Annotated in this window: 8 protein-coding genes and 1 pseudogene; 8 read left to right on the top strand and 1 reads right to left on the bottom strand. The window is 36.9% G+C overall.

Annotation, left to right across the window (positions count from 1 at the left end):
* The first annotated feature begins 11 nt into the window (after nt 1–11).
* Nucleotides 12–1,295, top strand: a complete 1,284-nt coding sequence (locus CZ225_RS03190) for an NCS2 family permease (RefSeq protein WP_077152955.1) — start codon at nt 12–14, stop codon at nt 1,293–1,295.
* Nucleotides 1,296–1,431: 136 nt separating this feature from the next.
* Here the strand turns inward: CZ225_RS03190 and CZ225_RS03185 are convergent, their stop codons facing one another.
* Nucleotides 1,432–1,785 carry a hypothetical protein gene (locus CZ225_RS03185; RefSeq protein WP_077152954.1) on the bottom strand — a complete coding sequence of 118 codons (354 nt, stop codon included), beginning with the start codon at nt 1,783–1,785 and terminating at the stop codon, nt 1,432–1,434.
* A gap of 867 nt (nt 1,786–2,652) precedes the next feature.
* On the opposite strand from CZ225_RS03185, the gene CZ225_RS03180 reads away from it, so the two are divergent.
* The 7 genes and pseudogenes from CZ225_RS03180 to CZ225_RS03150 all read left to right on the top strand — a co-directional run bounded on the left by CZ225_RS03180 (nt 2,653) and on the right by CZ225_RS03150 (nt 13,832).
* Complete coding sequence (locus tag CZ225_RS03180) at nt 2,653–4,038, top strand: IPT/TIG domain-containing protein (protein ID WP_077152953.1); 1,386 nt, start codon at nt 2,653–2,655, stop codon at nt 4,036–4,038.
* 36 nt (nt 4,039–4,074) lie between these two features.
* Nucleotides 4,075–7,185 carry a SusC/RagA family TonB-linked outer membrane protein gene (locus tag CZ225_RS03175; protein ID WP_077152952.1) on the top strand — a complete coding sequence of 1,037 codons (3,111 nt, stop codon included), beginning with the start codon at nt 4,075–4,077 and terminating at the stop codon, nt 7,183–7,185.
* Between the two features lie 13 nt (nt 7,186–7,198).
* Nucleotides 7,199–9,154: a RagB/SusD family nutrient uptake outer membrane protein gene (locus tag CZ225_RS03170; RefSeq protein WP_077152951.1), complete on the top strand. Its 1,956-nt coding sequence runs from the start codon at nt 7,199–7,201 to the stop codon at nt 9,152–9,154.
* Between the two features lie 21 nt (nt 9,155–9,175).
* On the top strand, nt 9,176–10,135 hold the full coding sequence (locus CZ225_RS03165) for a BT_3987 domain-containing protein (protein ID WP_077152950.1): 960 nt from the start codon (nt 9,176–9,178) through the stop codon (nt 10,133–10,135).
* 34 nt (nt 10,136–10,169) lie between these two features.
* Nucleotides 10,170–11,753: a LamG-like jellyroll fold domain-containing protein gene (locus CZ225_RS03160; RefSeq protein ID WP_159441743.1), complete on the top strand. Its 1,584-nt coding sequence runs from the start codon at nt 10,170–10,172 to the stop codon at nt 11,751–11,753.
* A 15-nt stretch (nt 11,754–11,768) separates the two neighbouring features.
* The gene (locus CZ225_RS03155) at nt 11,769–12,209 is read left to right on the top strand and encodes a hypothetical protein (RefSeq protein WP_077152948.1); all 441 of its coding nucleotides are present in this window, start codon (nt 11,769–11,771) and stop codon (nt 12,207–12,209) included.
* A 263-nt stretch (nt 12,210–12,472) separates the two neighbouring features.
* Nucleotides 12,473–13,832: pseudogene (locus tag CZ225_RS03150) on the top strand (transposase).
* The last annotated feature ends 41 nt before the right edge of the window (nt 13,833–13,873 follow it).

The following is a 13,873-nucleotide window of genomic DNA, read 5'->3' as shown; positions in this document are numbered from 1 at the left end:
ATAAAACAGTTATGCTACGAAAATTACTCGGATTCAATCCAAAATCAATGCAACTAAAAACTGAAATATTGGCTGGACTTACTACATTCTTGACCATGTCTTATATTTTGGCTGTCAATCCAAGTATCTTAAGTGTAACTGGTATGGACAAAGGAGCTGTATTTACTGCGACTGCTGTTGCTTCTTTCATTGCTACACTCATCATGTCTACCTGGGCTAAACTACCTTTTGCATTAGCACCCGGAATGGGTTTAAATGTTTTTTTCGCATTCACAGTCTGTTTAGGCATGGGTAATACATGGGAATTTGCATTAACTGCCGTCCTCATCGAAGGAATCTTATTTATCTTATTAACTCTTTCTAATCTCCGAGAAGCTATACTCAATGCCATACCTAACTCGTTGAAAAGTGCTATCGGAGCAGGTATCGGACTATTCATCGCTTTTATAGGATTACAAAATGCTGGTGTAATAACCAATAACGATGCAACCTTGGTGACACTAGGCAATATCACATCAGGATCTCCTTTACTTGCACTCATCGGCCTTGCCATTACGTCCGTATTGCTTATCAAAAAGGTTAAGGGTTCTATGTTATGGGGAATTCTTGCTACTATGCTAATTGGCGTACCTATGGGTATCACAGAATATAACGGGATTATAAGTGCCCCGCCGTCATTAGCACCGGTTTTCTTTAAATTTGATTTTACTGAAGTCTTCACAACTAAAATGGCATTTACCGTATTCACACTTCTGTTTATTGATATGTTCGACACAATAGGTACTCTAGTCGGTGTTTCTAATAAAGCCGGAATGATGGAAAATGGAAAGATTCCACATGTCAAAGAGGCGTTTATGGCTGATGCTATCGGTACTACAGTAGGTGCAATGTTAGGAACCAATACTGTTAGCACTTATGTTGAAAGTGCGTCGGGCATTGCACAGGGAGGACGTTCTGGTATTACTTCCTTTGTAACAGCTCTTTGTTTCGCTGTCGCATTACTTTTCGCCCCACTTTTTCTTTCTATTCCAAGTGCAGCAACTTGCCCCATTCTGGTATTAGTAGGACTGTTTATGATGTCTCCAATTAAAGAAATTGATTTAGATGATTATACGGAATCAGTCCCTGCATTTATCTGTATCATCATGATTCCGATGGCTTATAGCATTTCTGATGGCATCGTACTTGGACTTATAAGTTATGTACTGACTAACTTACTTTGCGGTAAGTTTAAAAAGATATCGATTACAATGTATATTTTAGCCGCATTATTTACACTCAAGTACTTGGTGTAAATATCCTATATAATATATAAAAGGAAGAAAGTATATCATTTTTCAACAATATACTTTCTTTCTCTTTATGAAATAACAAATATATTGTCACCTCACACCATATTTATGAATAAAAAGTTTAAAAGAATAAGCGAAGTTATTTAGTTCTCTTTCTTCTATTTTCGTTTTCCTTCTTACGCATATCCTGATATTTCTTGTATTGCTCATCCGTTAAGATCTTTTTTATCTTAGCTTCTACTTCTGTCCTCTTCTTCTGCATCTCCTCGCGCGAAGGTCTTTCACCCGATTTCTGTTTAGCAGGTCTCATTTCCTCCAGAGCAGCTTTAAAATCTTTTGCCTGTTTTTCATTCAGCCCCAAATCTGTAATTATTTTCTCCATACGCTTTTCTCTATCAACTTTTCTTTGTTGACCTTGTGGACGATTTTGTGCAATACAAACTGTTGTACCTATTAATAAGACAACAACTAAACTTAAAATCTGCTTTTTCATATTTTAATTATCATATTAAGTGAATAATGTATATATGACCATATAAATGATTGAAAGTTAATCCCACCCTAAAGAAAAAAACATCATTTTTGCATTATTTATGTATTAAGCAGTTAGAAGGAATATATTTTCGCAAATTGAACACATGAAATGGCTTTGGGCTTTGTGCTCATTTTTAGTATAGTTTCTCGTTTTTAATTAGTGATGGTTCACCTTTATTTATCCTTTACTCATAAATCTCTTTAAAATATAAATGTAATGCAACTGTTTTATTAGTCACAGAGTAAAACCAAATTTCTAGTAGAATCAATATTCCACTTCAATATAAAACCTCAATAAAGTAGATATATTAATGTAAATCTAGCTCAATAATGACATTCAATCAGAGAACAATTCACTATCAAATAGAGTAAAGATAAAAAATCCTCAAGAAACAACAATAGTAAACAAGACATAATGTTAATATTAGAGCCAAATTAGTTAATATTAAAGACAAATTAGTTAATATCGGTGCCATAAATAAAATTTATCCGAGTTAATTCTTTTATAAACCATCTAATTATTATACTTTCGCAAAACAGTTAATAAGACAAAATAAAACCTTATTTAATTATAACTAATACAAATATAAAACACTAATTAATGAGAAATAAAGCATAAAAACACACAACACTCCTTTAGTAAGATTATCATCCTACTAAAGATATTTTAGAATATAGAACCAATTGTTATAACTTTAAATATTAGAAACAATGAAAAAACCATGTATTAAATTACCTCCAGACAACTATACATATAAATAGTAGTCAGTTTTCCAATTAACCATTATCTAATTAATTATTAAATTCATTCTTTAATCTATTACTTATGAAATTTAATAGAAAAACAAGTTTGAGATTAGGAATTAGCATTCCGCTATTTCTAATTGTTGCACTATCCATTATTAGTGGATGCAATAACAGTGACCTTCCTCCTATCATTTCCAGTGTCCAAAGTACGCCACCGGATTTCAGTAAACCAATTATTCTAGAGTCATTCAGCCCAGACAGTGGCGGTGTTGGAACTCAGCTTGTATTGAAAGGACAGAATTTTGGTACAGACAGTAACTATTTGTATGTTACTGTCAATGACAAGAAAGCCAAAATTGTTGGTGTAAAGAACGATTATATTTACGCAGTAGTTCCTGCCCGTGCAGACACCGGATATGTGCGCTTATATGTGGGTCAAGGAGACAACGTAGAAGAATATGCATTGGATAAACCATTCCGCTACAAATTTAAACGTAACGTAACGACTTTAGCAGGTAAAGACCAAGAAAACGGACGTATAGACGGTGATTATGGAGAAGCACGTTTACAACGTCCTTGGTTTCTTCTCGCCGATAAAGATGATGCAATGTACTTTGTTGACGAAGGTCGTGGAACGGATAAAAACGGTGCTCTACGCCGTGCACGTGAAGATTTAATAGAAACATTAGTTCAATGTTCAGCAGGTCCATTCCAATCACCGACTTGTTTGGCTTTCAGCAAGAACGAAGATACTCTTTATATAACCAATAAATCCAGTCATGAGGTAACAACAGATGTTAATATCCTCTATTGTACACGTGCCGGAGGATTTGTTGATACTAAACCTTTCGTTTATATGAAAGGCGCACAAACACAGGGAATTGCAGTAAATCCGAAAACTGGAGAAGTTTTCTTCGACAGCCAAACAGATGGATATATTTATCGATATACTGGTACCGGTAAGACTGCAACACAAGAAGATACACCATACGAACAACTCTTCCGTATCAGTGGAAGTTCAAATGTGGAGATGAGAATGTTATTCTCCCAAGATGGTTCCACACTTTATGTTGTAATTCGTAATAGACATTGTATCTATAAAATAAATTATGATACAGAAACTCGTACATTTGGTGTTCCTGAAATGTTTGCAGGACTTTGGGGAGAATCTGGGTATGCCAACGGAGTTGGAACAGGAGCACGATTTAATTGGCCAGGACAACCGGCTCTTGACGAAGATGGAAATCTGTTTGTTCCCGACAAAGACAATCATTGCATCCGCAAAATAACTCCACAAGGTGAAGTTTCACTATATGCCGGTAAAGGCACTGAAGCAGGTTATAAAGATGGTACTCCCGACCGTGCCCGTTTCCGTGGTCCTGAAGCTGTCGTATTTTTGAGTGACGGTGCTATGTATGTAGCCGACCGCGACAATCACTGTATACGTCGAGTTGTAGTAGAATAAATAATATGAAAAATAAACAGATAATTATAATATATTATGAATAACATACAGCGGGCAATTTTTATGTTACTACTCTTGCTGGGTACACAAATTTCAAGCTTTGCCCAGCAGTCGAGACAAAACAATACGATTGAAGTAAAAGGTATTGTAAGAGATGAAATGGGGCCGGTCATTGGAGCTTCTATTATTGCCAAAGGACAACCAGGATTGGGTGTAACAACTGATATAGATGGAAAATTCAAATTAAAAGTTAGTCAATTTGATATTCTGGTCATTTCATTTCTTGGCTACGATGTAGTCGAGCTCCCGATTGTGAAAATCAAAGATATCTCAAATGTAGATATCAAATTGACTGAAAGTAGTAAAAAAATCGACGAAGTCGTAGTTACAGCTAGTGGTACACAAACCAAGAAGACTCTAACCGGTGCTTATACATCTGTAGATATTAAACAATTAGCGTCTCCTTCCGGAAACCTGACAAACTCTTTAGCAGGAGTGGTTCCTGGTATCATTGCTGTTCAAAGTTCAGGTGAACCGGGTGAAAACATGTCTGAGTTCTGGATTCGAGGTATTAGTACATTTGGTAGCGGTAGTGGAGCACTTGTATTGGTAGATGGAGTAGAACGAAGCATGAATGAAATACCGGTACAAGATATTGAGTCCTTCTCTATTCTGAAAGATGCATCTGCTACAGCTCTCTATGGTTCCAAAGGAGCAAATGGAGTTGTATTAATTACCACTAAACGAGGTAAGCCAGGTAAAATTAATATTAGGGCTCGTTTTACTTATGGTTATAATCAAACAGGACGTATGCCACAGTTTGCCAATGCATATGATTGGGCTACATTGGCAAATGAAGCTAAAATAGGACGTTATGAGAGTCCTCTGTATACCCCAGAGGAACTCAATATTATCCAAAACGGACTAGACCCTGATTTGTATCCTAATATAAACTGGCAAGACCTTATGCTTAAAAAAGGAAGCCCACAATACAAAGCAGAAATCAGTTTCTCAGGAGGAGGTGATAATGTCAGATACTATGTATCTGGACAATATTATGATGAAAATGGTATTTACAAGACTCAAAGTTCAGAAAATAAATATAATACCAACTCCACCTACAAACGATACAATTATCGTGCAAATGTTGATATGAATCTAACTAAAACCACTTTAGTAAGAATTGGAGTAGGTGGATGGTTAGTTGACCGCACACAACCAGGTGCAGAAGGAGACAATATCTGGGGATCATTCTCAGAATTTACTCCTTTAAGTTCTCCACGTAAATATTCAACCGGACAGTGGCCCCATGTTAATGGTCGATTGACACCTGAAATTCAATTAACCCAAACAGGATATAGAACCATATGGGAAAATAAAGCAGAATTAAACGTTACTTTACAACAAGAACTAAATTTTATTACTAAAGGATTGATATTTGAAGGTACTTACGCATTTGATACACAAAATTCAAATATTACCAATCGCCGTAAATTACCTGAATTGTGGGTAGCTCAAAACTATCGCGATCAAAAAGGTCAACTAATTCTTCGTAGGACATCCAATCCACAGACAATGACCCAAACTGTGACGACCGAAGGCTGGAAACGTAATTATTTACGTGCCCATTTAAAATACAATCGGTTATTTGCAGAGGTTCATCGCGTAGGAGCTTATGCCATGCTTTATCAAGAACAAAATGCAGATACCAGACTTGCCAATGAAGGTGATATTATCGCTTCTATCCCTCACCGTAATCTCGCCTATTCAGGAAGCTTTACTTATGCATTTCGTGACAGATACTTGGTGGAGTTCAATTGGGGATACACAGGATCTGAGAATTTTGAGCATGGCAAACAATTTGGCTTCTTCCCTTCCTATTCTGCCGGATGGGTTATTTCTGAAGAACCATTTATTAAAAGAATTGCACCATGGCTAGAAATGCTTAAAATTAGAGGTTCTTATGGTTTAGTAGGTAATGATAATATCGGTGGACAACGTTTTCCTTACATTTCTTTAATAGGAACAACCAGTGGGTATAACTGGGGAGAATTCGGTTCTCATGGAATTCAAGGATACCGTATAACAACGGTTGGTACTCCAAAATTAACTTGGGAAACTGCAAAAAAATACAATTTAGGTATCGATTTCAATCTTTTCAACAGTAAATTAACAGGTACAGTCGATATCTATAAAGACGTACGCGATGATATTTTCATGAGACGTAATCACATGCCATTAACTACAGGTCTGGCCGATCAAACTCCAATGGCAAATGTTGGACGCATGAAAGCCACAGGATGGGATGGTAACATTGCTTTCTTGCAACGAATCGGACAAGTAGATATCACATTACGTGCCAACATGACTTACCAAAATAATGAAATCGTAGACCGTGATGAAGCAGCTAATGAACTTTGGTATAAGATGGATAAAGGATTCCGCCTCAATCAGACACGTGGTTTGATTGCGCTTGGATTATTCAAAGATCAAGAAGATATAGATTGCAGCCCATCACAAACAGGGTTAGCAACAGATGGACGCCCCGTTTTACCTGGAGATATCAAATACAAAGATGTAAATGGTGACGGCGTTATCACAGATGATGATTATGTACCATTAGGATATAGAGAAATGCCAGGCTTACAATATGGTATGGGAGCAAGTGTCCAATGGAAAAATCTTTATGTTAATGTCTTGTTCCAAGGAGCAGGTAGACGTGACTGGTTTGTGGGTGGAAACGGACCTCATGCATTCCATAATGGAATGACAGGTAACATTCTTCAAGAAATGGTAGATGGCAACCGTTGGAGTCCAAGAGAAGTCTCTGGAACAGCTGACACAGAAAATCCGAATGCAGATTGGCCACGCTTAACTTGGGGAAATAATGCAAACAACAATCGTAAATCTACTTTCTGGATGAAAAACGGACGTTACTTACGCCTAAAAAATGTGGAAGTTACTTATGATCTACCCAAAGGGTTTGCTCGCAAAATGTATATGAGCAATATACGCCTAGGCTTTGTTGGAGAAAATCTCTACACTTGGAGTCCATTTAAATGGTGGGATCCGGAAGGTAATAATGAAAGCGGTTCTAATTATCCAATTAGCCGGACATACTCATTCTCAGTTCAAGTTGAATTCTAACAAAATATTAAATATGAAAAAATTAATATTCAACATAATAGCAATAGGGACAATCTTTATGCTTAGTTCATGTGCCGATTATCTTAATGTAGATAAATATTTCTACGATCAACTTTCTCTGGATTCGGCTTTTGCAAAAAAAATCTATGTAGATGGATGGTTGGCTAACGCCTATGAAGGAATGAATTTTATGGCAGAGTTTAAAGAGCGTTATCGCTGGGGATCCGATGACCTGATTAATCCAGATGAAAAAGCAATGCAGAATGGTAATTACAGTGCTGATGACCCATTAGACAATATGGATGGTCGTGGTGCAGCCGGTACAATGTATAAGGTATACGAGAGTGTACGTAAAGCTTCCACATTTATTGAAAATGTTGGCAGATGTCCCGAACTAACGCTCACAGAAATCTCTGATTATACCGCACAAGCACATTTTTTACGCGCTTATGCTTATTGGTCTTTACTTCGTAGATATGGCCCCATTCCCTTAATTCCTAAAGAAGGATTAGATGTGAATCTTTCATATGAAACACTTTCATTACCACGTTCCAAATTCGATGATATCATTAACTTTATTAACGAAGATTTGGAACTTGCAGCTGTAAACCTACCGGTAAGACGTACCATTAATAACATGGGACACCCTACTAAGGGAGCTGCTCTGACTTTACGCGCACGAGTACTTCTGTATGCAGCAAGTCCATTATTTAATGGAAATACAGATTTATTCAACATGAAAGATAACGTAGGAAATCAATTAATTAACCAAACTTACGATGAAGGGAAATGGGCACGAGCCGCCGCCGCTGCCAAAGACGTAATGGAATTAAACCAATACGCATTAAATATTATAAAACCGTCAGCAACAACTATCATGCCTCCACATCATCCAGAATATTCTGATAAAGAATTTCCTAACGGCTGGGCTGATGTTGACCCATATGCATCGTATAAATCAATTTTTGATGGAACAATCCTTGGTTCTAAAAATGATGAATTGATTTTCACCCGTACCAATGAAGGACATAACACTATTAGAGGATTAGTGGAGTCTTGCATACCACGAACCTTAAATGGAGGTAATAAAATTGGCGTTTCCCAAAAAATGGTAGATGCTTATTATATGAATGACGGACGTACCATCCAAGAAGGAAAAGCTGACGGCTATTACCAAGAAAGAGGATTTACAACTAGTTCAACAGAATATCCATATTTACCAGCAAAAGTTTCATTACAATATGCTAACCGGGAACCTAGATTCTATGCATCTATTGCATACAATGGTTCTATTTGGGAATGCGAAAGTGCGAATGAAAGTAAATATAGAAGACAACAACTTTTCTACTACAAAAATGAGAACGACGGAAAATTAGGATTCAAAGAAGATCTCCCTTTAAGTGGTATTGGTTTCAAAAAATTCTATAACCCTGAAGACGCGTTGACGACTGGAGGATATGTGGTAAACAAAACAGAACCTTCAATGCGTTATGCAGAAGTACTATTGATTTATGCAGAGGCACTTAACGAACTGACAACCACGCACAATGTAGTAACCTATAACGGAACTAGTACGACCATTTCACGTGATATTGAGGAAATGAGATATGCGTTAAAACAAATCCGTTTTCGTGCCGGTTTACCAGATTTTAAGGATGATATATATGCTGATCAAGGTGAACTCCGTACTAGAATAAAAAGAGAACGACAAATAGAGTTTCTTGGTGAAAATGCTTTCCGTTTCCTTGATAATCGTAGATGGAAAGATGCTATGGTAGAAGAAAATATGCCATTAATGGGTTGTAATATCAACATCAGTTATGATGAAGATAAAATACAATTATATTATGTACCTACAGCCATTACTTCAATGCCTAAAAACTTTGAACAAAAAATGTATTTCTTCCCTATACCGACCGAAGAACTGAAGCGAAATGTAAATATGACCCAAAACCCAGGATGGCAATAACAACATAATTAAGTTATAAATATGAAACAGATTAAAAATATAAGTCTTATCTCCTTGCTTTTATTGGCGTTTTCTTCTTGTGTAGACGAGTTAGATGACGAATTATTCACAAAGTTCACTAACCTGAAGCTAAGTGGATGGCAAGAAACGTCCTTGAATATTGAAGAGGATAATACAGCTATATTACCTCTATATTTTGGAATAAACGGAACTTCCGGTAATGATAAAGATATTCAAATCAAAATTGGTTTTGATGCTGATACATTAGATGCCTATAATTGGGAGAAATACAAGAACGAAACAAGTAAATACTACCAACAGTTACCCGAGGAAAGTTTTACTTTAAATCAAAATACATTCACAATCAAAAAAGGAGATCTAAACACAAGTGGGTATTGTACAATAGACCTTTCCCTTATTGGAGATTTGTATGATGATTACGTATTACCTCTGAAAATCACATCTTCTGTAGGCGAACCGATCGGTCCAAATAAATATTCTAAGGCATTGTATCACATTGCCTTTAAGAATCATTTTTCTGGAAACTTTGCCGGATATGGTACTATAAAGGAAGAAGGTACCAGCTATACCACTTCAGCTAATGGTAAGACATTGTATGCGATTTCTAAAAATAAATGTTATATGTACGTAGGTAATGTAACTCGCGATAATAGTACTGACTTCAAACAATATATCGTTGAATTAACGTATGACGAAACAACTAAAAATATTACATTAAGTACAAAAAATAGTGCGTTGAATTTAGAAGCAGAACCTGTCAGTATTACGCGCAAATATACCAAAAACACCACTGATCTGCGTAAGTACAACGAAGAAACTGTCATCGTTATGAATTACAAATATAATGATTTGTCAGAAGGCAGCTCCGCACGTTATTCATATGAAGGTACATTGACGATGAACCAAAGCGTATGGGCAAAAGACTATCCAGATGTACCTATAGAAGATGAAGAGGAGTAAACGAAGAGTAATTATTAACCAAAGATTAATAAACATGAAAAAAATATTATTCATACTATCAATAGCAATGCTCCCACTAGTGTTTACCAGTTGTAGCGATGATGACGACAATGGAGGAAATACAATTCCCGCCAATGCCGTAGAACTGAAAGTAGATGAAACAGAATTACAGATTGCACAAGAAAATAGCCGTATAGTGAATATTATGGCTGGTAATGGAGATTATAAAGTAACTTCCTCTAATGAAGAAGTGGTAACAGCCACTGTCGATGGTAAAGTGATCACAATCACAGCACTCCCGACAGATAATAATGCTGAAGCAATGATCGTCGTGACAGACAAATATTATAAAAGAGCTTATATTAAAGTAGAAACGGCTGCTGTCTTCGGAATACGCCTTAATAAATCGGAAGCTACTCTTTTTTCCCAAGTTGACGGACAGGATGTATTCACGTTCAAAATTATCACTGGTAACGGTGGATATAAGGTAGAATACCTTGAAAACCCAGATAATTGTACGGAACTAATCGGAGTAGAAGATATAGAAACGACCGGTACTTTTACTGTAAAAGGTTTAGATAATGGTACAGCCAAAATCAAAATAACTGATAAATTAAATAAATCTCTAACAGTTGTTACAAAAGTAATTGCTCCAGACCCACTCATAACAAATTACGACGGAAAGATCCTGCAATTTAGTGCAACACAACAGAGCGGAAAAGTAGAAATAATCAGTGGTAATGGAGGATATAAATTGGAAATTGCTGATCCAAGCATTGTGAAAGCATCCATGAACGGCAATACAATTGAAATAACCGGTAAGAAAAATGGTTCTACATACATTACAATTACTGACTCTAAGAAACAAGAGAATAAATTGACTGTAACAGTAGATGGAAAGAATTATGGCTTAGCACTCGATAACAAATTCTGGCTCTATGCAAATTTCGGCAATATAACTGATAATAAGCTTGTTAAAGTCAAACAAACTACATGGGAAATCATCTGTCGTTTAAACTCACTTTCATGGTTAGAGACATTTATAGGTATGGAAGGGAAATGTCTATTACGTGGAACAGGAGATGGTTCACACATTGAACTATCAGCATTAGGAGATGCCTTTAAATTCCATAGTAAAACTGAACTTAAAACAAATGAATGGATACATATCACATTTGTCATAGACTGTTCTAAGACTAATCATAAAGAACAATACCGCTTGTTCATTAACGGAGAAGAAGATGATTATATTATCGACAATCAAAGTAATAGACATGAAGAAGTAGATTTAGCCTCTAGTAATGATGATAACAAGTTCACACTTGGACGTGCCTGTGGTGACGACCGACGTATGCTGAATGGTTCTATCGGAGAAGCTCGTGTATGGACTGTTGCCCGTACGCCAGAACAAATCAGAGCTAATCTGTGGAGATTAACAGAAAAGGACCCTGTAGGCTTACTAGGTCACTGGGAATTTAACGCCGGAGTTGAAACAAATTATATTCAAGATATCGCCGGAGGAAAATTTGAAAACAACTTAACTATTTGTGGTAAAGGTGGTGCTATTAGCACTAAAGTACCTATGTCGGCATGGATTGAAAAAGATTACCTAAAATAATAAAAACGAAACGATATGAAAACACTTTATAAGTTATTATTATTGTCCTTCCTATTTACTTGGACATTTTCATCTTGTAGCGATGACGATGACGAAACATCCTTAATAAAAGATCCTGTCATTGATACTGTGGCTCCAGTTTCATTGTTGCGTGCAGAAGTAACAGAGAATGAAAACGAGCTACTAGTCAAATGGACGAATCCGATGAACAAAGATGTGTATCGGGTAGAGATTTCTTATTCAGCAGTCACCACACGTGCGTTTTCAAGCAGCCCTATATTAGTTGAAGCATCTAAGGGTACCGAAGGGGAAGTACTCATTACTGTACCTTGCTATGATGTCTACACTATTTCTGCAGTAGCCATCAATAAAGCAGGTATACGCTCTCCCAAAGAAAGCGTAAAAGCAGAACCTTATCTTCCTAAGTCTACAGAATCTGACGACAAAGAAGAATAATACGTCTGAAATCTAAGATAAGAACCATCACAGAACTCAATTTTGTGATGGTTCTCTTTTATAAGCACATTCTGATACGGGAAGAAAATACACAAAAAAAGAAATATTTCAAATAATAAAAACTTTATTTAGGGATATTCCTAAAATAATAAAATTTAAGGCAACTAATTCATTGCGAGTCAGTTGCCTTTTTTGTATCTTTAAGCATTCACCCCCCAAAACGGTTTGACGGCCAAAATGAGGGTAATCTAAACTAAAAACACATGGTAAAGATACAAAAAATCTCCGAAATCGAACCTTGTTTAGGTTTTACTGAGTTCGATATGCTAAAAAAATATCGTCAAAGTTTTGCAACGAGTGAATTAGGTCGCCTCCATGCTCTGTTTCCTTTCTCGGAACTGGCCCGACAAAATGCATTTGAAGTCCTCTGCTTTGGGTCGTAAAAGTTATTTTTCTCCTGAGGGCAAAATAGCCTTGATGGTCTTGAAGTCCTATACCAACTTTTCCGATTCACAACTGATTGAACATTTAAACGGTAATATTCATTACCAGTTATTTTGTGGTGTTCAGATTGATCCTCTTCATCCACTGACCAATCCTAAAATCGTCAGTGCAATTCGTCAGGAACTAGCGGACCGCCTTGATATTGAGTCCCTCCAGCTTATTCTGGCAGAGCATTGGAAACCTTATCTTGAGAACCTTCATGTCTGTATGACCGATGCCACCTGTTATGAAAGCCATTTGCGCTTTCCTACTGATGTCAAACTCTTATGGGAAGGTATTGTATGGCTTCATCGTCATCTGTGCAAACATTGCCGGACATTGCATATACAACGTCCCCGTAACAAGTATCTTGATGTAAGCCGTGCCTGTCTTGCTTATAGCAAACTGCGTAAACGCAGGAAATCACAGAACCGTATGATTAAACGCAGACTACTTCAGTTGTTGGAAAAGTTACTGGACCAGCTGGAGCAGCTTCATTCATCCTGCAGGCACAAGCTCACACTATCCTCTGATTACCAAAGACGTTTCTCGGTCATACAGACAGTCCTTGAGCAAGGGAAGAATTTATTTGCAGGCAAAAAAGTGTCCGACCGTATCGTGAGTATCGACCGGCATTACCTTCGCCCCATTGTCAGGGGCAAGGAAACCAAATCCGTTGAATTCGGAGCCAAAGTCAACAATATACAGATAGACGGAATCTCCTTTATAGAACATATCTCCTTTAAGGCTTTTAACGAAGGAGTACGTTTGAAAGACTGTATTCAGCTGCAACAACAACTGACCGGGGTTAGGGTTAAGGCACTTGCGGCAGGTTCAATCTATGCCAATAATGCCAACCGGAAATTTTGTACTAAATATCATATAAGTACTTCCTTTAAGCGTAAGGGCAGAGCGGCCAAAGATGAGCTGCTTCGTAAGATATTATGTTCGGAATTCAGCCGTGAAAGAGCTACCCGCCTGGAAGGAAGCTTTGGAACACAGAAACAACATTACTCACTGGCTAGGATAAAAGCCAGAAACAGGAAAACGGAAATGCTTTGGATTCTCTTTGGAATACATACCGCCAATGCGGTATGCATGATAGAAAAGGTTGAAAAGAAAAAAAGAACCGCTGCATAATCGGACTAAAATAATAAGAGGAAAACAGGAGTTTTTTTTTA

Origin of the sequence: Bacteroides bouchesdurhonensis, from assembly GCF_900155865.1 — a bacterium.
Classification (GTDB): Bacteria; Bacteroidota; Bacteroidia; order Bacteroidales; family Bacteroidaceae; genus Bacteroides; species Bacteroides bouchesdurhonensis.
The sequence above is the reverse complement of the archived record's forward strand: the minus strand, read 5'-3'. Positions and strand labels throughout refer to the sequence as shown.